The 25,583-nt window shown below is 63.2% G+C and carries 25 protein-coding genes; 13 read left to right on the forward strand and 12 right to left on the reverse strand.

Going from position 1 to position 25,583, the window contains the following annotated elements; genetic code table 11:
* Positions 1-2: 2 nt before the first annotated feature.
* Genes QTL95_RS12335 through thrC form a run of 4 tightly spaced genes read right to left on the reverse strand, consistent with a single transcriptional unit; the run spans position 3 to position 6,280 of the window.
* The gene (locus QTL95_RS12335) at positions 3-2,915 is read right to left on the reverse strand and encodes a sensor domain-containing phosphodiesterase (protein WP_289720246.1); all 2,913 of its coding nucleotides are present in this window, start codon (positions 2,913-2,915) and stop codon (positions 3-5) included.
* A complete protein-coding gene (locus tag QTL95_RS12340) occupies positions 2,912-3,526 on the reverse strand; it encodes a GNAT family N-acetyltransferase (protein WP_289720247.1) in 615 nt (204 codons plus the stop codon). The genes QTL95_RS12335 and QTL95_RS12340 overlap by 4 nt, the downstream gene beginning before the upstream one ends.
* A 27-nt stretch (positions 3,527-3,553) precedes the next feature.
* Positions 3,554-4,852, reverse strand: a complete 1,299-nt coding sequence (locus QTL95_RS12345; RefSeq protein WP_289720248.1) for a M16 family metallopeptidase — start codon at positions 4,850-4,852, stop codon at positions 3,554-3,556.
* Positions 4,853-4,879: 27 nt separating this feature from the next.
* Positions 4,880-6,280, reverse strand: coding sequence for a threonine synthase (gene thrC / locus QTL95_RS12350; RefSeq protein WP_289720249.1), 1,401 nt, complete (start codon positions 6,278-6,280; stop codon positions 4,880-4,882).
* Positions 6,281-6,511: 231 nt separating this feature from the next.
* Between thrC and QTL95_RS12355 the strand changes: the two genes are divergently transcribed.
* Complete coding sequence (locus tag QTL95_RS12355) at positions 6,512-7,165, forward strand: hypothetical protein (RefSeq protein ID WP_289720364.1); 654 nt, start codon at positions 6,512-6,514, stop codon at positions 7,163-7,165.
* A gap of 98 nt (positions 7,166-7,263) precedes the next feature.
* Here the strand turns inward: QTL95_RS12355 and QTL95_RS12360 are convergent, their stop codons facing one another.
* On the reverse strand, positions 7,264-7,953 hold the full coding sequence (locus tag QTL95_RS12360; protein WP_289720250.1) for an HAD family hydrolase: 690 nt from the start codon (positions 7,951-7,953) through the stop codon (positions 7,264-7,266).
* Positions 7,954-8,139: 186 nt separating this feature from the next.
* Between QTL95_RS12360 and QTL95_RS12365 the strand changes: the two genes are divergently transcribed.
* The 3 genes from QTL95_RS12365 (at position 8,140) to QTL95_RS12375 (ending at position 10,018) form a co-directional block, all read left to right on the forward strand.
* Complete coding sequence (locus QTL95_RS12365; protein ID WP_289720251.1) at positions 8,140-8,811, forward strand: GntR family transcriptional regulator; 672 nt, start codon at positions 8,140-8,142, stop codon at positions 8,809-8,811.
* A gap of 201 nt (positions 8,812-9,012) precedes the next feature.
* The gene (locus QTL95_RS12370; protein WP_289720252.1) at positions 9,013-9,591 is read left to right on the forward strand and encodes a biotin transporter BioY; all 579 of its coding nucleotides are present in this window, start codon (positions 9,013-9,015) and stop codon (positions 9,589-9,591) included.
* A 1-nt stretch (position 9,592) separates the two neighbouring features.
* Positions 9,593-10,018, forward strand: coding sequence for a DUF1284 domain-containing protein (locus tag QTL95_RS12375; RefSeq protein ID WP_289720253.1), 426 nt, complete (start codon positions 9,593-9,595; stop codon positions 10,016-10,018).
* Positions 10,019-10,094: 76 nt separating this feature from the next.
* Here QTL95_RS12375 and QTL95_RS12380 read toward each other — a convergent pair whose 3' ends face one another.
* A complete protein-coding gene (locus tag QTL95_RS12380) occupies positions 10,095-10,793 on the reverse strand; it encodes an ArsR/SmtB family transcription factor (protein WP_289720254.1) in 699 nt (232 codons plus the stop codon).
* A 101-nt stretch (positions 10,794-10,894) separates the two neighbouring features.
* On the opposite strand from QTL95_RS12380, the gene QTL95_RS12385 reads away from it, so the two are divergent.
* The gene (locus tag QTL95_RS12385; protein WP_289720255.1) at positions 10,895-11,224 is read left to right on the forward strand and encodes an NIPSNAP family protein; all 330 of its coding nucleotides are present in this window, start codon (positions 10,895-10,897) and stop codon (positions 11,222-11,224) included.
* On the forward strand, positions 11,221-11,574 hold the full coding sequence (locus QTL95_RS12390) for an antibiotic biosynthesis monooxygenase family protein (protein WP_289720256.1): 354 nt from the start codon (positions 11,221-11,223) through the stop codon (positions 11,572-11,574). Before QTL95_RS12385 ends, QTL95_RS12390 begins: the two co-directional genes overlap by 4 nt.
* Before the next feature lie 38 nt (positions 11,575-11,612).
* Here QTL95_RS12390 and QTL95_RS12395 read toward each other — a convergent pair whose 3' ends face one another.
* Both QTL95_RS12395 and QTL95_RS12400 read right to left on the reverse strand, forming a co-directional pair.
* On the reverse strand, positions 11,613-11,918 hold the full coding sequence (locus QTL95_RS12395) for a HepT-like ribonuclease domain-containing protein (protein ID WP_336622278.1): 306 nt from the start codon (positions 11,916-11,918) through the stop codon (positions 11,613-11,615).
* Positions 11,918-12,214, reverse strand: coding sequence for a nucleotidyltransferase family protein (locus tag QTL95_RS12400; RefSeq protein WP_289720366.1), 297 nt, complete (start codon positions 12,212-12,214; stop codon positions 11,918-11,920). The genes QTL95_RS12395 and QTL95_RS12400 overlap by 1 nt, the downstream gene beginning before the upstream one ends.
* Positions 12,215-12,357: 143 nt before the next feature.
* Between QTL95_RS12400 and QTL95_RS12405 the strand changes: the two genes are divergently transcribed.
* Complete coding sequence (locus tag QTL95_RS12405) at positions 12,358-13,488, forward strand: site-specific DNA-methyltransferase (RefSeq protein ID WP_289720257.1); 1,131 nt, start codon at positions 12,358-12,360, stop codon at positions 13,486-13,488.
* A gap of 179 nt (positions 13,489-13,667) precedes the next feature.
* Here the strand turns inward: QTL95_RS12405 and QTL95_RS12410 are convergent, their stop codons facing one another.
* The 4 genes from QTL95_RS12410 to mutY form a co-directional block, all read right to left on the reverse strand.
* Positions 13,668-14,579, reverse strand: coding sequence for a hypothetical protein (locus QTL95_RS12410; protein ID WP_289720258.1), 912 nt, complete (start codon positions 14,577-14,579; stop codon positions 13,668-13,670).
* Between the two features lie 231 nt (positions 14,580-14,810).
* Positions 14,811-15,176, reverse strand: a complete 366-nt coding sequence (locus tag QTL95_RS12415) for a nuclear transport factor 2 family protein (protein WP_037180806.1) — start codon at positions 15,174-15,176, stop codon at positions 14,811-14,813.
* A 2-nt stretch (positions 15,177-15,178) separates the two neighbouring features.
* Positions 15,179-15,787: an HAD family hydrolase gene (locus tag QTL95_RS12420; protein ID WP_289720259.1), complete on the reverse strand. Its 609-nt coding sequence runs from the start codon at positions 15,785-15,787 to the stop codon at positions 15,179-15,181.
* On the reverse strand, positions 15,788-16,882 hold the full coding sequence (mutY, locus tag QTL95_RS12425; RefSeq protein ID WP_289720260.1) for an A/G-specific adenine glycosylase: 1,095 nt from the start codon (positions 16,880-16,882) through the stop codon (positions 15,788-15,790).
* A gap of 97 nt (positions 16,883-16,979) precedes the next feature.
* On the opposite strand from mutY, the gene QTL95_RS12430 reads away from it, so the two are divergent.
* The 6 genes from QTL95_RS12430 to ppdK all read left to right on the forward strand — a co-directional run bounded on the left by QTL95_RS12430 (position 16,980) and on the right by ppdK (position 25,571).
* Complete coding sequence (locus QTL95_RS12430) at positions 16,980-17,471, forward strand: DUF721 domain-containing protein (RefSeq protein WP_289720261.1); 492 nt, start codon at positions 16,980-16,982, stop codon at positions 17,469-17,471.
* Between the two features lie 81 nt (positions 17,472-17,552).
* Complete coding sequence (locus QTL95_RS12435; RefSeq protein WP_037111341.1) at positions 17,553-17,828, forward strand: type II toxin-antitoxin system ParD family antitoxin; 276 nt, start codon at positions 17,553-17,555, stop codon at positions 17,826-17,828.
* Positions 17,815-18,120 (forward strand): type II toxin-antitoxin system RelE/ParE family toxin, encoded by a 306-nt coding sequence (locus QTL95_RS12440; RefSeq protein WP_289720262.1) that lies wholly within the window; start codon positions 17,815-17,817, stop codon positions 18,118-18,120. The genes QTL95_RS12435 and QTL95_RS12440 overlap by 14 nt, the downstream gene beginning before the upstream one ends.
* A gap of 142 nt (positions 18,121-18,262) precedes the next feature.
* Positions 18,263-18,955: a DsbA family protein gene (locus tag QTL95_RS12445; RefSeq protein ID WP_289720263.1), complete on the forward strand. Its 693-nt coding sequence runs from the start codon at positions 18,263-18,265 to the stop codon at positions 18,953-18,955.
* 84 nt (positions 18,956-19,039) lie between these two features.
* On the forward strand, positions 19,040-22,501 hold the full coding sequence (locus QTL95_RS12450) for a chromosome segregation SMC family protein (RefSeq protein ID WP_289720264.1): 3,462 nt from the start codon (positions 19,040-19,042) through the stop codon (positions 22,499-22,501).
* Positions 22,502-22,907: 406 nt separating this feature from the next.
* On the forward strand, positions 22,908-25,571 hold the full coding sequence (ppdK, locus tag QTL95_RS12455; protein ID WP_289720265.1) for a pyruvate, phosphate dikinase: 2,664 nt from the start codon (positions 22,908-22,910) through the stop codon (positions 25,569-25,571).
* The last annotated feature ends 12 nt before the right edge of the window (positions 25,572-25,583 follow it).

Below are 25,583 nucleotides of genomic sequence, written 5' to 3' on the forward strand. Positions count from 1 at the left end.
CGTCAGGCGCGCTTGGTCAGCGGAAAGCGTTCCTTCAGCAGCCGCAATACAGATTCCGATGCCATCGGCGGGCCGAAGAGATAGCTCTGGCCGTAGGTGCAGCCCATCTTCGCCAGCTCGATCGCATCCTCGTTGGATTCGATCCCCTCGGCGACCACCTTCATCTCCAGCTCGCGCGCCATCGAGATGACGGAGCGCAGGATGGTGGCCTTGCGGTCGGTCGCATCACGCACCAGCGTCTTGTCAAGCTTGATCGTGTCGAACGGGAAGCGCGTGAGGTAGGAGAGCGACGAATGGCCGGTGCCGAAATCGTCGAGCGCCAGGCCCATGCCGGTCTCCTTCAGCTTCTCCAGCACCAGGCGCGCCTGTTCCGGGTTCTCCATGACCATGGTCTCAGTGAGCTCGAGCTTCAGCCGCGACGGGTCGCAATGGGTCTTGGCCAGCACCGAGCGTACGTCGTCATAAAGCTCGTTGGTGAGCAGTTGCGCGCTGGAAAGGTTGATGGAGACGAAGATCGGCAGCTCGCCGGTCTGGCCTTCCCATGCCATCAGATCGTTGGTCGCCTGCTCCAGCGCGAAGACGCCGAGCATGTTGATGATGTCGGAGGTCTCGGCGATCGGAATGAACTCGCTCGGCGGAATGGTGCCGCGCTTGGGATGCTCCCAGCGCATCAGCGCCTCGAAGCCGGCGATCTCCACATCCTCGAGGCCTGCGATCGGCTGATAGACCATCGACAGTTCCTTGCGCTCCAGCGCCCGGCGCAGGTCGGATTCGAGCTGCAGCCGGTCGGCGCCGAAGTCGCGGAAGGCGGGCTGGAACGGCTCGACGCGGTTGCCGCCGGCGCGTTTCGCCCGGTACATGGCCAGCTCGGCGTCGCTCAGCATCCCGGCCGCCGTTTCCTGCTGGCCGACGAAGGAGGCAAGCCCGATCGAGGCGGTGAGGATGATCTCGCGATTGGCGAAGTTGATCGGCACCATAATCGCCTTGCTGATCGCGTCGGCGAAATCGGCGACCTTGGCCGGATCGCGTTCAGACGTCAGCACCAGGCCGAACTGGTCGCCGGAGAGACGCGCCAGCGTATCCTGCGGCTTCAAGAGACGGCGCAGGCGGCGCGTCAGCGCGATCAGGATGTTGTCGCCGGCGGCGATGCCGAGCGCATCGTTGACCATCTTGTAGCGGTCGATGTCGATGACCATTACGGTCGGTCGCAGCGCGTCGCCGCCCGGCGCCAGCGCCAGCACCGACTGTAGTCTGTCGAGGAACAGCTGCCGGTTCGGCAGGCCGGTCAGGTTGTCGTGCAGCGCGTCGTGCAACAGCCGCTCGATCGAGTTCTTCTGCTCCGTCACGTCGACGATCGTGCCGACGCAGCGGATGATCTCGCCGTTCGAGCCGAGCACCGGCCGGGCGCGGATCAGCAGCCAGTGGAAATGTCCGTCTTCGGCGCGAATCCGGAACTCGTGGTTCAGCCGCCCTCGGCGGTGCTCCAAGAGCACGTCGAGCGTCGCGCGGAAGCGGTCGCGGTCGTCGGGATGCAGCCGCGGCAGCCAGTTGCGGGCGGCGCCGTGCATGGTGCCGGGCGACAGGCCGAGCTTCACCGAGACGTCGGGGATGGTAACGACGCGGTCGCGCGCCACATCCCAGTCCCAGACCATGTCGCCGGAGCCGGCGACCGCAAGCGACTGGCGCTCGAGATCGGAAAACAGACCCTGCTGAAACGCGCCGCCGGCAAAGGCGTGCTGCATGACGGTGAAGCCGATCAGAAGCACGATCAGGACTAGGCCGCCGCCGAGCGCCGGCTGGATGATGTCGTTGTCGAGCCGACCGGTGATCGTCAGCCAGGCGCCGAAGATCCACACCAGGATCAGCGCCCAGGCCGGCACCAGGAGAATGGCGCGGTCGTAGCGGTTGAGACCGAGATAGATGATGAGCAGCAGGCCCATCGTGGCCGTCAGCGCGAAGGAAAGACGCGCTACACCGGCGGCGATTGCCGGATCGTAGATGGCAACCCCGAACAAGAGCGCAAGGCCGAGCACCCAGGCGAGCGTGAGGTAGCCGAGATGCGTATGCCAGCGGTTGAGGTTGAGATAGGTGAACAGGAAGATGACGAAACTGGAGGCCAGCGCCACCTCTGCGCAGGCGCGCCATATTCGCTGGTCCGCCGAAGCGATGCTGATCAGCTTGCCGAGGAAACCGAAATCGACGCAGATATAGCCGAGCACGGCCCAGGCGAGCGCCGCCGTCGCCGGCAGCATCGAGGTTCCCTTGACGACGAACAGGATGGTCAGGAATACCGCGAGCAGGCCTGCGATGCCGAGCACGATGCCGCGGTAGAGCGTGAACGCGTTGATCGTGTCCTTGTAGGCGTCCGGCTCCCACAGGTAGATCTGCGGCAGTTCCGGCGTCGAAAGCTCGGCGACGAAGGTGATGACGGCACCCGGATTAAGCGTGATGCGGAAGACGTCGGAATCGTCGCTCGGCTGCCGGTCGAGCGCGAAGCCTTCACTCGGCGTGATCGCGATAATGCGCTGCGAGCCGAGATCAGGCCAGAAAAGCTTGGAGTTCACCAGTCGGAAGTGCGGCGCGACGATCACGCGCTCCAGCTGTTCGTCGGAGACGTTGGCGAGCGCGAACACGGCCCAGTCGCCCTGGTGGTTGCCGGAGCTCGAGCGCACCTCGATGCGGCGGCGGATACCGTCGGCGCCGGCCGCGGTCGAAACCTGAAAGGCCTCGCCCTGATTGGCATAGATTTCCGTCGTCGCCGTCAGGTCGAGCGCCGTGTCGTCACGGGAAATCTTCACGGGCTCGGCCGCCTGCGCGGCGCCGGCCAACAGCATCAAGGCCGACATAAAAAGCGCTGCGATCACCGCGATCAATCGTCCTGACGGTGATGAGGGCAGCATACGGTTTTCAGTCATCGGCTGTCGGTTATCCTGCCTTTATCCGTATCCGTGGCGAGCAGTGAAAACATCACGTGATCATGCCACTGACCGTTTATCTTCAAGTATCCGCGCAGATAGCCTTCCCGCTGAAACCCGGCTTTTTCAAGCAGGCGGATGCTCCGAGCGTTATCTGGAATACAGGCTGCTTCGATGCGGTGCAACTCAAGCCCCGCGAAGATGTAGGGTATAACCAACCGAAGTGCGGCGAACATATGGCCCTGGCCGGCATGCGCCTCGCCCATCCAGTAGCCGATCATGCAGCTTTGCGCCGCCCCCCGGCGGATGTAGCCGATGGTGATGCCGCCGAGCAATGTCATGTTCTGTTTGTGGAACAGGAGCAGTGGTACGGCCTGGCCCGAGGCGTATTCCTGCTTGCCGCGAATGACGCGGGCGCGATAGGCCCCCTCCGTCAGCTCATCGCGGCGCCAGGTCGGCTCCCATGGTTCGAGGAACTGCCGGCTCGATGCCCGCAGCTTGTGCCACTGGTTGAAATCCTGGTAACGCGGGAGGCGGAGCACATAGTGCTCGTTCTCGAGTTCCACTGCTTCCGGCTGCCGTGACAGGAACCGAAAAACAGATTTTGTCATCTATTGCTCCCGGCAGGATGGATGGCGTTAGAGGCTGGCCTGCTTGCTCTGCACGGCGGGCGCCGTGAGCGAGGCGGCGATGTCTTCCATCGGTGCCAGGTGTTCGAGCGGGCCGATCGCCGAAAGCGTCGGAACGGTATCGAAGAACAGCCGGCCGGCGAGATCGGTCAGGCGATCCACCGTGATGCCTTCCAGCCGCTCCATCATTTCCGGATTGGAGATCGGGCGGCCGTAGAGCATCATCTGCCGGGCGATCTGCCCCGCACGCGCCGCCGGGCTTTCCTGACCCATCAAGAGCTGTGCGCGAATCTGGGCGCGGGCGCGCTCGATTTCCTTCTGGTCGATCGACGCCGCCGACTTGTGCAGTTCATCGATGATGACAGGCACCAGTTCCGGCAAGTTCTCGCCGCCGGTCGCGGCATGGATGCCGAAGATGCCGGTGTCGGAGAAGCCCCAATGGAAGGCATAGATGGAATAGCAGAGGCCGCGGATTTCGCGCACTTCCTGGAACAGGCGGGACGACATGCCGCCGCCGAGGATGTTGGCGAGGATCTGCGAACAGTAGAAGTCGCGGGCGTGGTAGGCCTTGCCTTCGAAACCGAGCAGGATCTGCGCGTCCATCAGGTCGCGCGTCTCGCGGACATTTCCGCCGATATAATGGGCCGCTTCCACGACGGGCGGGGCGCTCGGCGCGGTCGGCAGGGATGCGAAACGGTCCTCGACCATGCGCACGAACTCGTCGTGATCGACGGCGCCGGTGGCGACCACGAACATCCGGTCGGTCGTGTAGTTGCGGCTGAGATAGCCGCGGATCTGCTGCGGGGTGAAGGAAACGACCGTCTGCGGCGTGCCGAGAATGGCGCGGCCGAGCGTCTGGTCGCGATAGGCGACTTCGGAAAAGCGGTCGAACACCACGTCGTCGGGCGTGTCGTTGGCGGCGTTGATCTCCTGCAGGATGACCTGCTTTTCCCGCTCCAGCTCTTCTTCCTCGAAGGCTGATTCGGTCAGGATGTCGGCCAGGATATCGACGGCGAGCGGAACATGGTCCTTCAGCACGCGGGCGTAGTAGGAGGTGGTTTCGGTCGATGTCGCGGCGTTCACTTCGCCGCCGACATCCTCGATTTCCTCGGCGATTTCCCGCGCCGTCCGGCGCGCTGTTCCCTTGAAAGCCATATGTTCGAGCAGGTGGGCGATGCCATGCTCGTCTGTCGTCTCATTGCGCGAACCGGATTTGATCCAGACGCCGAGCGCAACGCTTTCGAGATGCGGCATCGTCTGGGTCACTACTGTCAGCCCGGATTTTAGCCGGGTGCACTCAACTGTCATTGGCTATCTTTCTGCGCCTGCCGTCTCTCAGGCCCGGGAATGCTTGCCGATGAAGGTTTCGACGGCTTTAAGCTCGGGCTTCATGATCTGGAAGCGCTCCTCCTTGTCCATCAAATCAGCAAGCCACGTCGGAAGCGCGGGGTCAATACCGGATGCTGATTTTACGGCCGCGGGGAATTTTGCCGGGTGCGCGGTGGCGAGCGTCACCATCGGCGAATTGGCCTTTTCGTGCTTTTCCGCCACGAAAACGCCGATCGCCGAATGCGGGTCGAGCAGGTAGCCGGTCTCGGCATAGGTGGTCTTGATCGTCTGCGCCACCTGCTTTTCGCTGGCGCGGCCGGCGCGGAAATCCTTCTTGATGAAGGCCATCGCCTCGGGAGAAATCTCGAACCCATTCGATTGCTTCAGGCTTTCCATGGCAGCCCGCACCTTGGAGGCGTCGCGGCCATAGGCTTCGAACAGCAGGCGTTCGAAGTTGGAGGAAATCTGGATGTCCATGGAAGGCGAGGTGGTGGCCTTCACGTCCTTCATCTCGTAGCGGCCGGTCTTGATGGTGCGCGCCATGATGTCGTTTTCGTTGGTGGCGACGACGAGCTTGCCGATCGGCAGGCCCATGCGCTTGGCGCAGTAACCGGCGAAGATGTCGCCGAAATTGCCCGTCGGTACCGTGAACGAGACCTTGCGATCCGGCGCGCCGAGCGTGATCGCCGTCGTGAAGTAATAGACGATCTGCGCCATGATGCGCGCCCAGTTGATCGAATTGACGCCCGAGAGTTTCACCTTGTCGCGGAAGGCGGCGTCGTTGAACATCGCCTTCACGAGATTCTGGCAATCGTCGAAATTGCCCTCGACGGCGAGCGCATGAACGTTCGCCGAGGTCGAGGTCGTCATCTGACGCTGCTGCACGGGCGAAACCTTGCCGTGCGGAAAGAGAATGAAGATGTCGGTTCGTTCGCGGCCGGCGAAGGCATCGATCGCGGCGCCGCCCGTGTCGCCCGAGGTGGCGCCGACGATGGTGGCGCGCTCGCCGCGCTTTTCCAGCGCATAGTCCATCAGCCGCGCCAGAAGCTGCATGGCCACGTCCTTGAATGCGAGCGTCGTGCCGTGGAAGAGTTCCATCACGAAGCTGTTCGGGCCGGACTGCACCAGCGGTGCGATCGCCGGATGGCGGAAGGTGCCGTAGGCCTCGTCGATCATGGCGCGGAAGGTTTCGGCCGGGATTTCGCCGTTGGTGAAGGGAGACAGGATCGTGAAGGCGATATCTTGGTAGCTCTTGCCGCGAAGCGCCCGAATCTCTTTCTTGGAAAACTGCGGCCATTCACGCGGAACATAGAGGCCTCCGTCGCGGGCCAGTCCGGTCAGCAAGGCATCGCAAAAGCCGAGGGAAGGAGCTTCGCCGCGGGTCGAGATATAGTCCACTTTCGTCATCCTTGCTGTGCCGGCCGGAGAAAATCCGGGTTTTGAGGCAAGTCTGCCTTGCGCTCTATCCCGCTTGCCTCGGCGGCTGTGGCCGACAACGATCCGGAAATGTGCATCAAAACGGTTCTTACCCAATCGATTTTTGTTTGCGCCGCTGATATAGACCATCGCAAACTGTCACGAAAGGCCCTGCTTTCAAGTCGTTGGGCCTTGCAAACGCTTTGTGAAGAGGGTGGAACTATCGTGCTTGGTAAGGTCTCGCGTCTCATCGTTTCCGCATCGGTCGCCGCCATTCTTGTCGGCTGCAATTCGCTCGGCGTCGGCGGTGGAGACGCTAGCACGGCGCAATCGACGCAGGCTGGCGGCAACGGCCAGATCATGCCGATGGCGCCCGCCAACCCGTCTTCCAACGGTCCGCAGATAGGCACCGCGACCACCGCTTCGGGCACGACTGCGCCTGTGGTGCAGGGCGCCTGCCCGCAGATCTTCATGAAGGATTCGGAAGCGATCTACCGCAGCTATGCCGGTGGTGCCAAGACCGGCGAGCCGGATAAGCTTTCCGTTCAGGCCTCGATCGGCGATTACACCCGCCAGTGCTCGCTGAACGACCAGAACCTGTCCATGACCGTGGTCGCCCAGCTGCGGCTGATCGCAGGCCCGGCCGGTGGTACAGGCAAGGTTAACCTGCCGATCCGCATCACTGTCCTCGACGGTGAGGATGCGCTCTACTCGGAAGTCACCAATTTTCCCGCCGACATGACCTCCGGCGCCACCCAGGTCCTGTTCCGCAAGGACGGCATCAAGCTGCCTGTCGGTTCAGGCGCGCTGGTGCGCGTCAACATCGGCTTCGACCAGGGCGCGCCTGCCAAGGGCAAGAAGAAAAAGACGAGCTGATTGGGGTGGCGCGGCTACAGTCGTGTTGTGGTGGTAAACGGATGAGGTGGTCCGCTACGCGGCACAACGCCTAACCTTTTACTCCCCTCAATCCAAACTTACGCCACGCCTTCCCATTCCGCCAATGCCGCAACGATGCCCGGCAGGTCCACCATGCGCGAGATCACCGTCTCCGCGCCCGCATCCGTCAGCCGGTCCGCGTGCGACGGATACGTATGCGAGGCGCCGGTGAAGCCGATGACGCGCATGCCAGCGTCGCGGGCCGCCTGCACGCCATGCACCGAATCCTCGACCACCACGCAACGCGACGGCGCTGCACCCATCTGCTTGGCGCCATGCAGGAAGATATCAGGCTTCGGCTTGACGCGATCGGCGCCGAGATCCTTGGCCGAGAAGATGTTCGGCGCGAAAAACTGGCTGAGCCCGACCTTCGACAGCATCATGGCCAGTCGTGCGCTGGAGGAGTTCGAGCAGATGCAGCGCTTGAGATCGATGCGCTTGAGGGCAGCCTCTACGCCTGCGATCGCCTGCACGTCGCTCGCAAGGCGCATGTCGAGCAGCTTTTCCGACTTGTCGAGCAGCGAGGCGGAAAGCGGGATGCTGGCTTCGCGCTCGATCTGCAGCAGGATGTTCTGCCAGGTCATGCCGGAGAAGCGCTCGCCCATCTCCTCGATGCTGATCGGGTAGCCCGCTTCCGTCAAAAGCTTGGACTCGACGTCCGCCGCGATGATTTCGGAATCGACCAGGACGCCGTCGCAGTCGAAAAGAATGAGGTCGAAGCCGTTCATGTAAGTCTCAAGCCTTGGTTAAGGGGAAGGGGCGGCTTTACACGATGCCTCGCCCGATCTCAACCGGCAGGCCGTCATGGCTGGCCTGCGGCGGCCGGGAGGCTAGGGTTGCGCTCAATTGAAATGCCTGCGGATGCAGGGCCTTGCCGCCTCGACAAGCCAGGGTTCGCCCTCTAATGGAAGGATATGGCCAAGGAACCGGAAGACACAATCGCAAGCCGCATCAGCCGCGTGCTTGCCGACCGCATCGTTCGCGGTGAACTGCCGGCCGGCTTCCGCCTGCGTCAGGATAATATCGCCGAGGAATTCGGCGCGAGCCACGTGCCGGTGCGCGAAGCCTTCCGCAGGCTCGAGGCCCAGGGGCTGGCGATCAGCGAGCCGCGCCGCGGCGTGCGTGTCGCGTCCTTCGACCTCAAGGAGGTGCGCGAGGTGGCCGAGATGCGGGCCGCACTGGAAGTCTTGGCGCTGCGCCACGCCGCCAAGCACCTGACGCCTGCGATCCTCGACGCAGCCGAAGAGGCCACCCGCGAGGGTGATGCCGCGGCAGACGTCCACGCCTGGGAGGAGGCCAACCGGCGCTTCCATCGCCTGATCCTCACGCCTTGCAACATGAGCCGCCTGCTTACCTCGATCGATGATCTTCACGCCGCCAGCGCCCGCTTTCTGTTTTCCGCTTGGCGTTCGGGCTGGGAAAAGCGCACGGATCACGACCACCGCGCCATCCTCGTGGCCTTGCGCCAGGGCAGGGCGGAAGAGGCCGCCGGCATCCTCGAGCGCCACGTCCAGTGGATCGGCCGCGCGCCGAAATCCACCAGGAAGAGTGGCGAAAACGGCGAAGCCTTCGCCATCGTCGGCTAACTTTCCAAAATTATAGATAAATTATAATCGGCGTGATTCCCTCGGAAAGTCGCGCCTTTGCGTCTGTTTTCACTGCCGATCTTGCACGTTATGCCGCGTGTCCACTGCGCAATTGCATCGTGCCCGCTTGTCATGTCGAGAAATCTCTCTCATAAAATAGATGGGAATCAAAAATTATCTATAATTTGAGAAGGAGAGTTCATGTCCCTGTTCGACCAATCCCAAGAGTTCCGTTTCGACCCGCTGCGTCTGGCCGCGCGCCCGGCCGCCATCAAGGCCGTCTTCGTGCTGGCAGGCACGCTCATCCTCGCGCTCGCCTCGCAGATCTCGGTGCCGATGGTGCCTGTGCCGATCACAATGCAGACTTTCGCGGTGACGATGATCGGCGCGCTCTATGGCTGGCGTCTCGGTGCGGCGACGGTTCTCGCCTGGCTGGCTGAAGCGGCCATGGGCTTCCCGGTTCTGGCCGGCGGCGCCGGCGGTCTCGGGCCCTTCGCAGGCCCGACGGCTGGCTACCTCGCATCCTTCCCTGTCATCGCGGCCCTTGCCGGATGGCTTGCCGCGCGCGGCTGGACCGGCGACGCCGTGATCCGCAGCTTCGCCGCCCACTTCGCCGCCAATATTCTGTGCCTGGCGATCGGCGGTCTGTGGCTGGCAAACCTGCTCGGCATGGAGAAGGCATGGCTGCTCGGCGTCGCCCCCTTCATTCTCGGCGCGGTGCTGAAATCGGCGCTGGCAGCCGCCGTCCTGAAGGGCGTCAGGATCTATACCGGCCGCTGAGGTGACCGTTCATCTGCGCGCCCATCACCTACTCTGCATGCTGACCTTCGTCGGTGAAGGCTACACGCCCGCCTTCACCGAGAATTACATCCGCATCGCCCGGCGCCTGTCGTCGGGCGAGGAGATCGAGGTCGTCGACGGTCCCGACGATATCTGCGCGCCGCTGCTTTCAGGAGCGGCGGCGCATTGCCACAACGAAAGCGTCGTCGCGCGCGACGAGGCGGCGGCCGAGGCCGTCGGCCGTTTGCTGGGGGTTAAGGTCGGGAAGGGCACCCGCATTCGTCCCGACGCGGCGCTGCTGAAACGCCTGCGCCGCAATTTCGCCCTCGGCACGATCCGGAAGGCCTGCAGCGAGTGCGAATGGAGCGAACTCTGCGGCCATGTCGCCGAGCGCGGTTTTGCAGATGTGCTGGTCGCGCCGGGTTGACGCATGCCTCCCGAAAGTGGTCACTGTTTTGGGACAAAGACATGCGTAAAAACAGGCGCCTGAAGCGCGCTGCGCTTTAGGCCGCGACCGGCGTCTCCACCGGAAAGAGCGCCAGGAACCGCCGCTCTCCCTCCGGCGAAAAGATCACCGAACGGCTTCCCGCCGTGCGCCGCGCCCAGCCCTTGTCGAAGAAACTCGCAAGCAGCGCCTTGCCGAGGCTGCCCGCCAGATGCGCCCGCCGCTCGCTCCAGTCGAGGCACGAGCGGCAGAGCGGCCGCCGCGATGTCTTGAGGTCGGCGACGTTAATCCCGATGCACTTGAACGTGTCCTCGCCCTTCGCCGTCAACGCCAGCCCGTCGCCCACGGCGTCAATCGCGCCCCTGGCGACGAGGCTATCCAGCATCCGCACCCCGTAATCGCCGGCCAGATGGTCGTAGCAGATCCGCGCTTTACGCAGCGCAGGCTCTTTCGGCCCCGGCTGGTGGCGCAGGTGCCCGCGCCCGGCGGCAAAGCCCATGATGCTCTCGAGCAGCTTGCCCACCGCGTCGTCCGCCAGCGTGAAATAGCGATGCCTGCCCTGCTTGCGTTGCGCCAGCAGGCGCCCGGCCTCGAGCTTGGCAAGGTGCGTGCTTGCCGTCTGCAACGTGATGCCGCCGGCCGCCGCCAGCTCGGTGGCGGTCAGCGCCTTGCCGCCCATCAGCGCCGTCAGCATGTTGGCGCGCGCCGGATCGCCGATCAGCGCACCGATCTGCGCGATATCAGGTCCTTCCTTCACGGCTCACCTCCTGCGGATATCATCTTCCATACTTCGACCGTAGCCGAAGCATCTTCGTCCCGCAACATGGCAAAACCATCCTGCAATCAAGGAGAAAAAAGATGATCACCTGCTTCATCCGCTACGAAATCGACCCGTTCAAGAAGGACGCCTTTGCCGGATATGCCCGCAACTGGGGCCAGGCCATCCCGCGCAACGGCGCCGACCTGATCGGCTATTTCGCCCCGCACGAGGGTTCCGCGACCACGGCCTACGGCGTCTACCACATCGAAAGCCTCGCCGCCTACGAAGCCTACCGCGCCCGCCTTGCCGCCGATCCGATCGGCCGCGAGAACTATGAATTCGCAAGACGCGAGCGCTTCATCCTCAAGGAAGACCGTATCTTCCTGAAGAACGTCTCGCTGCCGCATGCCGCAAAGGTGCTGCCATGATCGCCGTCATCTTCGAGGTCCTGCCCTATATGGGCGAGCGCCACACCTATCTCGATCTCGCCGGCGAACTGCGGGTCGAGCTGGAGACGATGGATGGCTTCATTTCCATCGAGCGCTTCGAAAGCCTGACGACGCGCGGCAAGCTGCTGTCGCTCTCTTTCTGGCGCGACGAGGAAGCGGTCAGACGCTGGCGCAACCTCGAATGCCACCGCTCCGCCCAGGCCGCCGGTAGGCGTGGTATCTTCGCCGACTACCGCCTGCGCATCGGCCATGTCGTGCGCGATTACGGGATGACGGAGCGAGAGGAGGCGCCGGCGGATAGCCGGGCGGTGCATGATAGGGTGGGCTAATCGGTAAGGAAGCGTGCGCGCAGATCGTCGATCGCAATCTACAGACGGGGTATCTCGTCGATGATAACGCCCCAGAGAATATGGTCGGAAAGGCCGTGATATTCGTGCCGCAGCACGTTACCGATCGCCCGTACTTGTGGCCAAGGGATTTCCGGCCGCAGATCCTTGATTTCGTCGGGCAGGGCGCGGCTCGCCTCCGAGATGATCTCGACGGCGCGTTGCAGGGCGTGGCGAAGCAGCCAGTCAGTCTGATAGTCGTGCAGCAATTTTCCTGTGGCGGCGTTCTCGATTCCGTTGATGGCTGCATGGATGTCGTCGAGGAGATGCCTGATCTCGCGCGCCATCAGAAAACCTGCATCGCCGTCGCTTCGATCTCAGGTCTCAGGCGGGGGTGCAAGCCGTCGCGGGTCGTAATGTCGACAGATGTGTCGAGCCTTTGCTCCAGCATCAGCTTGATGCCGATCAGGTCGAAGGCATTGAAGCGGCTCTCGGGGTCATAATCGATGAAGAGGTCGATATCGCTGGCGGCGTTTGCTTCGTCGCGTGCGACCGAGCCGAACAGGTAAAGCGATGTCGCGCCGAGTGCGCGAACCACCTCGGCATTGTTTTTCAAACGTTCGAACGCTTCGCTTTTCTTCATTCCCTGACTGTAGCCGATCCGGCCGCGCTTTCCCATCGAACCAATATTTTTCCCGAAATCGCACCCCGGTTCAGCCTTTGGTAACCAAGATGAGTAACCATAACAGACAGTAAAGAGCGTAATGTGTATGAGCGAGTTAAAAGATGGCGTCAGTATTTCCGCTTGCCGATCTCAAGGCCTCCGCAAAGGCGGGTTCCTGGATCGACACGATCATCAAGGGCGATTGCGTTGCCGCTCTTGAAGCCCTCCCGACCCATTCCGTAGACGTCATTTTCGCCGATCCGCCCTATAACCTGCAGCTCGGCGGCAACCTGCATCGTCCCGACCAGTCGCTGGTCGACGCGGTCGACGACGAGTGGGACCAGTTCGCCTCCTTCGAAGCCTATGATGCCTTCACTCGCGCCTGGCTGCTCGCCTGCCGCCGCGTGCTGAAGCCTACGGGAACGCTCTGGGTCATCGGCTCCTATCACAACATCTTCCGCGTCGGCGCCACGCTTCAGGATCTCAACTTCTGGATCCTCAACGACATCGTCTGGCGCAAGACCAATCCGATGCCGAACTTCAAGGGCCGCCGTTTCCAGAATGCGCATGAGACGATGATCTGGGCGAGTCCGAACGCCAAGGCAAAGGGCTACACCTTCAACTACGACGCCATGAAGGCCGCCAACGACGACGTGCAGATGCGCTCCGACTGGCTGTTTCCGATCTGCAATGGCCATGAGCGCCTGAAGGGCGAGGACGGCAAGAAGGTGCATCCGACGCAGAAGCCGGAAGCGCTGCTTGCCCGCGTCATCATGGCCTCTTCCAAGCCCGGCGACATCATCCTCGATCCGTTCTTCGGTTCGGGCACGACGGGCGCCGTCGCCAAGCGCCTCGGCCGCCACTTCGTCGGCATCGAGCGCGAGCAGGATTATATCGACGCGGCTTCCGCCCGCATCGAGGCGGTCGAGCCGCTCGGCAAGGCCGAGCTGACGGTCATGACCGGCAAGAAGCAGGAGGTCCGCGTGGCTTTCAACACGCTGGTCGAAAGCGGCCTCATCAAGCCCGGCCAGGTGCTGACCGACGCCAAGCGCCGCTACAGCGCCATAGTGCGCGCCGACGGCACGGTCACGGCAGGCGGCGAGGCGGGTTCGATCCATAGAATGGGCGCAAAGGTCCAGGGTTTCGACGCATGCAACGGATGGACGTTCTGGCACTTCGACGATGGGCAATCCCTGCGCCCGATCGACGATCTCAGGGCCGTCATCCGCAGTGATCTGGCAAACGCGGGCTGATCCGCGAAGGCCTGATCGAGACTGCCGTCGTCCGGTTTTTGTACCTCCAGTTGCGGAAGACGGCAAAAAGACGCCCGGGATCATACCCCGGGCGTCTTCAGTTTCAGCGATCGCGCAATGAAAAGCGCCCCGGGGAGGGCCGGAGCGCTTAATGCTTGCCGATTATTGTGGCTTCCGCCTCAGCGCTGCAGCAGCGCCATCCGTTCCTCGTCCTCGTCGCGCTGGCGGCCGCCGATCGCGGCGGCGACACTGGCGATGAAGGCGCCGACGAATAGCGACAGTGCACCGAACAGGGCAACCGCCGAAGCCGTCTTGCGGGCATCATCAGCCGCCTTCTGCGCGGCTGCTTTCGCATCGTTGATCCGCGTCAGAACGGCATCGATGCGGGCTTTGGCGTCGGCCTCTGAGAGCCCGGTGCGCGAGGTGACCACCTGCTCTAGGTAAGTCTGGTCATCGGCCGAGAGCTTGCCGTCGACGATGCCGTTCACCAGCACCCGAGACACTTCCGCGCTTACCGCCTCGTTGCTCTGATTGGCGGGCGCCGCGGCCGGATTGGATGGGCGCAACAGTGCATCGGTGAAATAGGCAGGCGAAAAGCCGCTGCTATTGTCGCTCGTGCTGGCTGCCGTTGCCGCGCCAGCCGTTGCCGTAGCGCCGACGGCCGTTGCGGCTGCCTGGGTGCCGGTGACGAGCACCGACGAAAGCGCCGAGCCCAGCAGTCCGGCGACCACGACGGTCGCGAGCGCCCAAGAAAGAAAGCCGTGCGCGGTGTCACGGAAGAACACCTCGTACGTATGGACGCCGACCCATTTCGCCCGGAGGCGGCCGGTGAGATAGCCGCCGAGAGCCGCCGAAACCCACTGCACAACGATCAGCCAGACGGCCGCGGTGGCGCCGAGCGTCGTCAGCGACGCACTGTCCCCTGACCACGGGGAGACCATAGTCAGGCCGAGCCCGGAACCGATCAGGATGAAGACCAGCGAGATAGCGGTCGCGGCGAGCGTGCCGGCTATGATCGGTCCCCAGCTCACGGCGGAAGAGGACGATTCCAGCGGCGCGTCGGTCACGACGGTGGACGAAGTGTAGGACATCGCCGCCTCCTAGTGCCAGAACAGCAGGATGATGAGGATCAGCGGAATCGGAACGCCGAGAAACCAAAGCAAAATACCTCTACCCATCGTAACCTCCTGTCAGCGAAGCTGATCAATTGTTTTGCTCGAAGCCCGCCACGCGCGGGTCTTCCCAAAACTTTCAAGGTCACTCATTGTTCCTAACGCGATGGAAAAATTGCGGTTTCCCATCGCGCCGGGTAGGGCTGACGCTCAGAACGCCTGGTAGTCTTTCACTTCCACGTGGGTCACCTTGCCGTCTTCGTTGAAGGTGAGGGTTTCCTCGCCCTCACGCACCAGCGGCTTGCCCGTCTTGCTGTGCGTGGCGCGCACCGACCACACCGCACGTCCGGCATTCGGGCTCACGCGTTCCACAAGCGTATTGAACGCCGTCTGATCCGGGTAATCATCGAAATACTTGCGGAATGCGGCCATGATCTCGTCGCGGCCCGAAAGACTGCCGACGCCGTTCGACGTGTAGGTCGCGTCTTCCGCGAAGTAGTCCTCGATGACAGCGTAGTCGAGCCGGTTGACGGCATCGTGGAACAGTACGACTTCCTTGATTGGGTCGAATGTCATGGTCAGACCCTCACGCCGCGTTCCGAGAGATCGGCGCGCAATTGCTTGGCGCCGGTGAAGAGCACCGCATCCCATCCCGCCTTCTTGGCGCCTTCGACGTTGGGCGCCGAATCGTCGATGAAGATCGTCGCCGCCGGATTGAGACCGAAACTCCTGGCGTGCGTTTCGTAGATCGCGATGTCGGGCTTGATCAGACCGATATCGCCGGAAACGGTGACGCCGCGCGGCTTGGTGAGGAATGGAAAGCGCACCTGCGCCTCGCGGAAGGTGTCGCACGCGAAGTTGGTGAGCATCGTCACGTCGCGGCCCTCGGCGATCAGCCCTTCCATGATCGCGACGCTGTCGTCGTAGGCGTGCGACACCATCTCGTGCCAGTGCTTGCGGAAGGCGCGGATGTGCTCCTCGCGATCAGGATGCGTTTCGAGCAGCAGCGCCTCTGCGTCCGCCCATGTGCGTCCGCGGTCCTGCTCGAGGTTCCAGTCGTGGGTGCAGACATTGTCGAAGAACCACTGCCGCTCGGCGGCGTCCGGAATGATGCGGCTGAAGGGGATGCTTGGGTCGTAGTGGATAAGAACTTTTCCGATATCGAAAACGATATGATCAATAGGCATTTATCCGTCCTTGGACTGTTGAAACGCGCGTGGAATAGCGGCTGTGATCGCTTTTTTCATGACCGTCGGCAATGCCTGTGCGTCAAGATTTGTAACCGGCTCCCACCATCCGTCATCCCCCTCGATTTTGGCCGTGATCGCCACGCGCCAGATCGACAGCCTGAGTTCGAAATGGGTGAACACATGGGTGACGGTGCCCGATGGCTTCCAGTCGGCCGCGAACGGTGCCGCCTCAGCCGAGGTCTCGCCGTCGATACGCGCCGTCCAGCCCGTCGTCGGCACCTCGGTCATTCCGCCGAGCAGCCCGCTCTCGACCCTGCGCCGCAACAGCACCTCGCCATCTGATGTCACCGCCACGAAGGCAGCGCCGACGCGAATGGGCTTCGCCTTCTTGGCGGCCTTCACCGGGAAATGCTCTGGATCGTGAAGCGCCAGCGCCTCGCACGATCCGTTGAAGGGACAGAGCGCGCAGGCTGGTCGCTTCGGCGTGCAGATGGTGGCGCCCAGGTCCATCATCGCCTGGGCGAAATCACCCGGCCGATCCGCCGGCGTCAGCAGCGCCACCTTTTGCTTCATCAACGGCTTGGCTGCAGGCAGCGGCGTCGAGATCGCATAAAGCCGCGAGATCACCCGCTCGATATTGCCGTCCATCACGGCAGCCTGACGGTTGAAGGCGATCGCGGCCACGGCCGCTGCCGTATAGTCGCCGATCCCAGGCAGCGCCTTCAGCCCTTCCTCGGTATCGGGAAAGACGCCGCCGTGATCGCGAGCCACCGCCTCGGCGCATTTCTTCAGGTTGCGAGCCCGCGCGTAGTAACCGAGCCCCGCCCAGGCCGCCATCACGTCCTCACTGGGTGCGGCGGCCAGATCGTCAACCGTCGGCCAGCGCGAGAGGAATTTCAGGAAATAGGATTTGACGGCCGGAACCGTGGTCTGCTGCAGCATCACCTCGGAGAGCCACACATGATAGGGATCGGCCTTGATCCCGCGCTTGGCCATCGGCGGCGAAACGCGCCAAGGCAGCTCGCGGTGGTGGCGGTCGTACCAGTCGAGGAGGGGCTTTGCGGAGGGGGCGGTCGGGGTCTTTATGGTCATCATTTGCCGTGGCGAAGGGAAGTGCCTTATACTTGGCGAAGCAATGCTGCCCGATCAAGGCAAGCGTGCCTGATCGCGGCGGCATCCAAAGGTTTCCATGAGTTATCCACGCAAAGGTGAAAAACAGATCTCCGAACTGGCCAACGGCCTGATCGACCCCGTGCTCGCCAAGCGCGCCGGCATCAACACGGCGCTACTCGGCTCCTGGGACGAGATCGCCGGCGAGGATTTCGCCGATTGCACCCGCCCGGAAAAGATCGCCTGGGCGCGCGGCGGCGGTGACGACGGCAGCTTCCGCCCCGGCGTTCTGACCATTGCTTGCGAGGGCGCCCGCGCCTTGTTTCTGACGCATGCGCAGGGCGAACTCATCCAGCGCATCAACAGCTTCTTCGGCTTCTCCGCCGTCCACCAGATCCGCATCGTCCAAAAGCCGGTCTCCCAAGCCTTCAAACGCTCCCGCACCCCACCGCCGCTGAAAGGCGAGGCGGCCCGCCGGCTGGAGGGCATGATGGAGGGTATCGACAACGAGAAGCTGCGCGAGGCGGTGAAGCGGCTGGGCACGGCGGTGCTGGGGAAGAAGGGGCGGTAGCCGCTTGACCGCCTTTCACTTGCATCGGGGGCGTTCTGTATTACACTGTAATTATTCTCGTTCCGGTTTCAGGTGATCAGTATGCGCAGCAGCAAACCCATAACCGTTACGCTGGGCAGCCAGCAAAAGAGCTTGGACACGCGCCTGGAATCGGGGGCCTACAGCTCGGCTAGCGAAGTCATGCGCGCCGCGTTGCGCGCGCTTGATCGAGAGGAGGACGCGCTTGACGAAATCATGCGCCAGAAAATCCGCGAAGCGATTGACGATCCAAGCCCGGATATCGATGAGGACGTCGTCTTCGATCGTATCGAGCGCAAGCATGCGGAAAGAATGAAAGCGCGCGATGCCGGTAACTAAGGTCGTCTATCGCGCCAAGGCCGAACGAGACCTTGACGAAATCTATGACTTTATCGCCGACGACAATCCTGTTCATGCTGTCGACTTTGTTCGCAGATTGCGAGCCTTTTGCCGCAGCCTTACGGAGTTCCCGGAGCGCGGCGCTGCACGAAACGATTTTGATCCAGGCGTCCGCATCTTAGTTTTCGAGAAACGCGTGACGGTCGCTTACAAAGCTGACGGCAAACGCGTTCAGATCCTGCGATTTTTCTACGCCGGACGAAACACTCCAGCCGCCTTCCGCGCCAAATAAAATCAAGAGTTGCTTGCTACTCGCACCCCTTCGTCCCATCAAGGTCACAATTGTTTGAAGAAACTCGTTCATGCGTGCCTTGTTCGCGGCCATCAGCCGTTATATCGCACTTCCAGCCGCTACTCTCATTTATGAGGAAATTATGCAGATGTCCGAAATGCAACTGACCAAGCGCCAGCTCCTGGGCGGCGTGGCTGCCGCGACTGCCGGCCTGGCGGTTTTCAGCAGCGCCAATGCGGCTGCCGAGATCCCCACTGCTGATGGCGATGTCGATATGGCCGCCGTGCTGAAGCCAGGCGAGCTGCCGGAAATGGCGCTCGGCAAGGAAGATGCCAAGGTCACCATCGTCGAATACATGTCGATGACCTGCCCGCACTGCGCGCACTTCCACACCACGACCTTCGACGAGATCAAGAAGAAGTATGTCGACACCGGCAAGGTGCGCTTCATCATCCGCGAATTCCCCTTCGACCCCCGCGCCGCCGCCGCCTTCATGCTGGCGCGCTGCAACGCGTCGAACCCGACCGAGCTCAGCACGCCGGAGCAGTATTTCCCGATGGTCTCGATGCTCTTCAAGCAGCAGCAGACTTGGGCCGCCGCCGAAGACGGCCGCGCCGCGCTGCTTCAGATGTCGAAACTCGCTGGATTTAGTGAGGATAGCTTCACGAAGTGCTTGACGAACCAGAAGCTGCTGGATGAAGTGAACGCGACGCGGGAACGGGGTTCCAAGGAATTCGGCGTCAACGCCACGCCGACTTTCCTCATCAACGGGAAGCGCTACTCTGGAGACATGACGGTTGACACCATGTCGGCCCTTATCGACAGCCTGCTCTAAGCTGAACCGTTCCTATAAGACGGGCGACGGCGGAAGCCGTGCGCCCGTTTTTTCGTTGGATAGTCGCCAAGCTGAGGCGACCGCATGAAGTTCAACAAGCTTCGCGTCGTCGGCTTCAAATCCTTTGTCGAACCAACGGAATTCATCATCGAGCGCGGCCTGACCGGCGTCGTCGGGCCGAACGGCTGCGGCAAGTCCAATCTTGTCGAGGCGCTGCGCTGGGTGATGGGCGAGAATTCCTACAAGAACATGCGCGCGTCCGGCATGGACGACGTCATCTTCTCCGGTTCCGGCAATCGCCCCGCCCGCAATACCGCCGAAGTGGCGCTCTATCTCGACAATGCCGAGCGCACGGCGCCGGCCGCCTTCAACGACAGCGACGAGATTCAGGTCACCCGCCGCATCGAGCGCGAGCAGGGCTCGGTCTATCGCATCAACGGCAAGGAAAGCCGCGCCAAGGACGTGCAGCTGCTCTTCGCCGACGCCTCCACCGGCGCCCGATCGCCGTCAATGGTCGGGCAGGGGCGCATCGGGGAGTTGATCTCCGCCAAGCCGCAGGCGCGCCGCCAGCTCTTGGAAGAAGCCGCCGGCATCTCCGGCCTGCATTCGCGCCGCCACGAGGCGGAGCTTCGCCTGCGCGCCGCCGAAAGCAATCTCGAACGTCTCGATGACGTCACATCGCAGCTTGAAAGCCAGATCGAGAGCCTGAAGCGCCAGGCCCGCCAGGCCAACCGCTTCAAATCGCTCTCCGCCGATATCCGCGCCCGCGAGGCCATGCTCCTGCATATCCGCTGGGTGCAGGCCAAGGAGGCGGAAGCCGAGGCCGACAGCGCGCTCAACCAGGCCACCTCGATCGTCGCCGAAAAGGCGCAGATGCAGATGGAGGCCGCCAAGGCGCAAGGGATTGCCAGCCTCAAGCTGCCGGAGCTGCGCGATGGCGAAGCCCGTGCCGCCGCCGCCCTGCAGCGGCTGCAGATTGCCAAGACCCAGCTCGAGGAGGATGCCGGACGCATCCTTCGCCGCCGCGACGAACTCACCCGCCGCCTTGCGCAGCTCGCCGAAGACATCCGCCGCGAGGAGCGGCTGGTGGCCGACAATGCCGCGATCCTCGCGAGGCTCGATGCCGAGGAATCCGAAATTTCCGAGGTGCTGGCCGATTCCGGTCGCCATGCCGAGGAAACTCGCGAGGCGTTCGAGGAAGCCGCTGCCAAGCTTGCCGATAGCGAGCGCGTTTTCACGACACTCACCGCCGAGCGCGCCGAGGCCGCCGCCGGCCGCAACCAGCTGGAACGCGCCATCCGCGAGCTCGCCGATCGCAAGATGCGGCTGGAGCGCCAGATGGACGAGGCCAACCGCGAGCTGTCCTCGATCGGCGAAAAGGTCGCGACGCTGCCCGACCCCGAGGAAAAGCGCGCCATGGTCGAGGCCGGCGAGAACGCCGTCGCCGAGGCCGAAGCCGCCATCCAGGCGGTCGAGCAGACGCTGGCCGCCGCTCGCCAGACGGAAGCCATGTCGCGCGCGCCGGTCGATCAGGCCCGCTCGAAGCTGAACGCGATCGAGACCGAGGCGCGCACCATTTCCCGGATGCTGGCATCCGGTGCGGCGGCCGGCGAGTTTCCGCCTGTTGCCGACGATCTCAAGGTCGATCGCGGCTATGAAACCGCGCTCGGCGCCGCATTGGGAGACGATCTCGAATCGCCGCTCGATCCGCATGCGCCGGCGCACTGGTCCGATAATGGTGACGGTTCGGGCGATCCGGCGCTGCCGTCTGGTGCCACGCCGCTGATCGACTGCGTCCGCGCGCCGGCCGAACTCACTCGTCGTCTCCGGCAGATCGGCCTCGTCTCGGATACCGATGCGCCGACGCTCATGAAACAGCTGAAGCCCGGCCAGAAGCTGGTGACGACATCAGGCGCCGTCTACCGCTGGGACGGCCACGTCACCGGTGCCGATGCGCCGAGCGCCGCCGCACTTCGCCTTGCCCAGAAGAACCGCCTGTCGGAGCTGGAAAGCGAGGCAGCGCTTGCCCGTGATGTTCTGGACGAAGCGGAAGAGCGACTTGCCGTCGCCGCCGAGGCGATCCAGCACGAGGAGCGCCGCCTTGCCGATGCCCGCGACGCCAGCCGCATGTCCTCCAGGCATCTGACCGACGCGCGCGAGACCCTTGCTGCCGCCGAACGCGCCTCAGGCGATCTTATCCGCCGCCGCGATGTCGTCACCGAGGCGGCAAACCAGCTGCAGAGCCAGCTCGAGGACATCGCGTTCCAGGAGGAGAATGCCCGCATCGAGCTCGACGACGCGCCGGACCTCACCGAGATCGACGAGCGGCTGCGCCGGCAGCAGGCCGAGGTCGCGACCGATCGCGGCGCGCTTGCCGAAGCGCGCGCCAATCACGAAAGCCTGAACCGCGAGAACGAGGCGCGCCAGCGCCGCATCGTCGCCATCGGACAGGAACGCCAGACCTGGCACCAGCGCGCCGCAAGTGCCGAGGATCATATCGCCACGCTCCGCGATCGCGAGGAGGAAGCCCGCGAGGAGGCAGCCGATCTCGAAATGGCGCCCGACGAATTCGACGACAAGCGCCGCGCGCTGATGAGCGAATTGCAGAAGATGGAAGAGGCGCGCCGTGCCGCCGCCGATCTTCTTGCCGAGGCCGAACTCGTGCAGCGCGATGCTGACCACAAGGCGGCAACGGCACTTTCCGAGCTCGCCGAAAGCCGCGAGCGTCGCGGCCGCGCCGAGGAACGCCTGGTTTCCGCCCGCGAAAAGCGGCAGGAGGGTGAAGCCCGTATCCGCGAGGCCCTGAACGTCGCGCCGCACGAAGCGCTGCGCCTTGCCGGCCTCGAAGTCATGCAGACGATGCCCGACATCCGCGAAGTCGAGCGAGAGCTTGAACGGCTGAAGATGGAGCGCGAACGGCTTGGCGCCGTCAACCTGCGCGCCGAGGAAGAGCAGAAGGAACTGAGCGACCGCCTGGCGGCGCTGATCAAGGAGCGCGACGACGTGATCGACGCGATCCGCAAGCTGCGCGGCGCCATCCAGAGCCTGAACCGCGAGGGACGCGAGCGCCTGATCGCCGCCTTCGATGTCGTCAACGGCCAGTTCCAGCGGCTCTTCACCCATCTCTTCGGTGGCGGCACCGCCGAACTGCAGCTGATCGAATCCGACGACCCGCTGGAAGCCGGCCTCGAAATCCTCGCCCGTCCACCCGGCAAGAAGCCGCAAACCATGACGCTGCTGTCGGGCGGCGAGCAGGCCTTGACGGCTATGGCGCTGATTTTCGCGGTGTTTCTCACCAATCCGGCGCCGATCTGCGTTCTCGACGAAGTGGACGCTCCACTCGACGATCACAATGTCGAGCGCTACTGCAACCTGATGGACGAAATGGCCGCGTCGACCGAGACGCGCTTCGTCATCATCACCCACAATCCGATCACCATGGCGCGCATGAACCGCTTGTTCGGTGTGACGATGGCCGAGCAGGGCGTATCGCAACTTGTATCTGTGGATCTACAGACGGCGGAACAGCTGCGGGAAATCGCCTGATTTTGGGGCTTTCGGCACCGAAAACCCCAAAAAAAGTCAGTCACATTTAGGCGATATCACCTAATCGGGTGATGTGTTTGTACTCAACTTGTATTAAATATTACGGGAAGACAGGTGCTGCCGACAGATTATGTCTGTGGCGGCAAAGACCATACCTTCGCCGGGCCGGAGCGAAAAGCTCTGGGCGCGGTTGTTGGCGTGATGGAACCCCCCGTCCGGTTTCCTGGCTGGACGGACATAAGGCTTTGCGGGACTTTGTTGCGGTCCCGCAAAGCTTTCCTTCTCTCCACATTTTCATCCCTTTGGTCAGGCTGTTTTTGTGCGCTGCAACATTTCGGCCGTATTTGTCGATTTTCATTTCCGCACCAACGGATTAAGTTGATCCTGATATGGTGTTGGGGGAACTATGACCAAGTGGGTCTACACATTCGGCAATGGTCAGGCGGAAGGTCGTGCGGTCGATCGCGAGCGCCTGGGTGGCAAGGGCGCCAACCTCGCGGAAATGTGCAGCCTCGGCCTTCCCGTTCCTCCGGGCCTGACGATCGCCGCCGAAGCCTGCGGCGATTACGACAAGGCCGGCGGCCGTATCCATGATGAGCTGAAGGCCCAGGTCCGCGCCGGCATCGCCACAATCGAGGCCAGTACGGGCCGTCGTTTCGGCGCCGGTGATCGCCCTCTGTTGCTGTCGGTGCGCTCGGGTGCGCGCGTTTCCATGCCAGGCATGATGGACACCGTTCTCAATCTCGGCCTCAACGATGAAACCGTGCAGGCGCTTGGCCACGACGCCGGCGATGCGCGCTTCGCCTGGGACAGCTACCGCCGCTTCATCCAGATGTATGCCGATGTCGTCATGGGCCTCGACAACGAGGTCTTCGAGGAAATCCTCGAGGACGAGAAGGCGCGTCTCGGATACGACTACGATACCGAGATGACATCAGGCGAATGGCAGCACGTCGTCTCGCTTTACAAGACCATGATCGGCGAGGAACTGGGCGAGGATTTCCCGCAGGATCCCGAAATTCAGTTGTGGGGCGCGGTCGGTGCCGTCTTCCAGAGCTGGAAAAGCGCCCGCGCCGTCACCTATCGCCACCTCCACAACATCCCGGAAAGCTGGGGCACGGCCGTCAATATCCAGGCCATGGTCTTCGGCAATCTCGGTAATTCCTCCGCCACCGGCGTCGCCTTCACGCGCAACCCGTCAACCGGCGAGAAGTCTCTCTATGGCGAATTTCTCGTCAATGCCCAGGGCGAGGACGTCGTCGCCGGCATCCGCACGCCGCAGAGTATCACCGAGGAAGGGCGCATCAGTTCCGGCACCGACCGGCCGTCGATGGAAAAGCTGATGCCGGAGGCCTTCAGGCAGTTCTCCGATATCTGCGTCGAGCTCGAGAAACACTATCGCGACATGCAGGATATCGAGTTCACCATCGAGCGTGGCAAGCTCTGGATGCTGCAGACCCGCTCCGGCAAGCGCTCGACCCGCGCGGCGATGAAGATCGCCGTCGACATGGTGGACGAGAAGATGATCACCGAGGAGGAGGCGGTGCTCCGCATCGAGCCGTCCTCGCTGGACCAGCTGCTGCACCCGACCATCGACCCCCGCGTCGATCGTGCCGTCATCGGTACCGGCCTGCCGGCTTCGCCGGGTGCGGCGACGGGCGAGATCGTCTTTACCGCCGAAGAGGCGGTGGAAGCCTCCGAGGCCGGCCGCAAGGTCATACTGCTGCGCGTCGAGACCAGCCCGGAGGACATTCACGGCATGCATGCCGCCGAAGGCATCCTGACCACGCGCGGCGGCATGACCAGCCACGCGGCCGTCGTCGCCCGAGGCATGGGAATCCCCTGCGTCGTCGGTGCCGGCACCATGCGCATCGACGCCCGCAATGAGCGGCTGATCGGCATGGGCGTTACACTGAAGAAGGGCGACGTCATCACCATCGATGGCTCCGCCGGACAGGTGTTGAAGGGCGAGGTTCAGATGATCCAGCCGGAGCTCTCGGGCGATTTCGGCCGCATAATGCAATGGGCCGATCGTGCCCGCCGCATGGCCGTGCGCACCAATGCCGATACGCCGGCGGACGCCCGCGCCGCCCGCTCCTTCGGCGCCGAGGGCATCGGCCTTTGCCGCACAGAACACATGTTTTTCGAGGGCGCCCGCATTCACGTGATGCGAGAAATGATCCTTGCCGAGGACGAAAAGGGTCGTCGCGTTGCGCTCGACAAGCTACTGCCCATGCAGCGGCTCGATTTCACCGGTCTTTTCAACGTCATGCATGGATTGCCGGTAACGATCCGTCTTCTCGATCCGCCACTGCACGAATTCCTGCCGAAGACCGACGAGGAAATCGCCGACGTCGCGGCGGCCATGGGCATGGAAGCGACGGCGCTCAGCCAGCGCGTCGATGCCCTGCACGAGTTCAATCCCATGCTCGGCCACCGCGGTTGCCGTCTTGCCATCTCCTATCCCGAGATTGCCGAAATGCAGGCGCGCGCCATTTTCGAGGCAGCCGTCGCCGCCGCTCGCGAAACCGGGGCAGCGGTCGTGCCGGAGATCATGGTGCCGCTGGTCGGGCTCCGCTCCGAGCTCGATTACGTCAAGGAGCGTATCGAGGCTGTTGCGAAGGAAGTGACCGCCGAAGCCGACATGCGTATCGACTACCTCGTCGGCACCATGATCGAGCTGCCGCGCGCGGCATTGCGGGCGCATATCATCGCCGAGGCCGCCGAGTTCTTCTCCTTCGGCACCAACGACCTGACGCAAACGACCTTCGGCATCTCGCGCGACGATGCTTCGGCCTTCATCCCGACCTACCAGCGCAAGGGCATCATCGAGCACGATCCCTTCATCTCGCTGGATTTCGACGGGGTAGGGGAGCTTATCCGCATCGCCGCCGAACGCGGCCGCCGCACGCGCAACGACATGAAGCTCGGCATCTGCGGCGAACATGGCGGCGACCCGGCGTCGATCCATTTCTGCGAGGAAATCGGCCTCGACTACGTGTCCTGCTCGCCTTTCCGCGTGCCCATCGCCCGCCTTGCGGCCGCTCAGGCGATGATCCAGCGGCAATAGGCGTGGCGCAGC

Origin of the sequence: Rhizobium sp. S152, from assembly GCF_030380735.1 — a bacterium.
Taxonomy (GTDB): domain Bacteria; phylum Pseudomonadota; class Alphaproteobacteria; order Rhizobiales; family Rhizobiaceae; genus Rhizobium.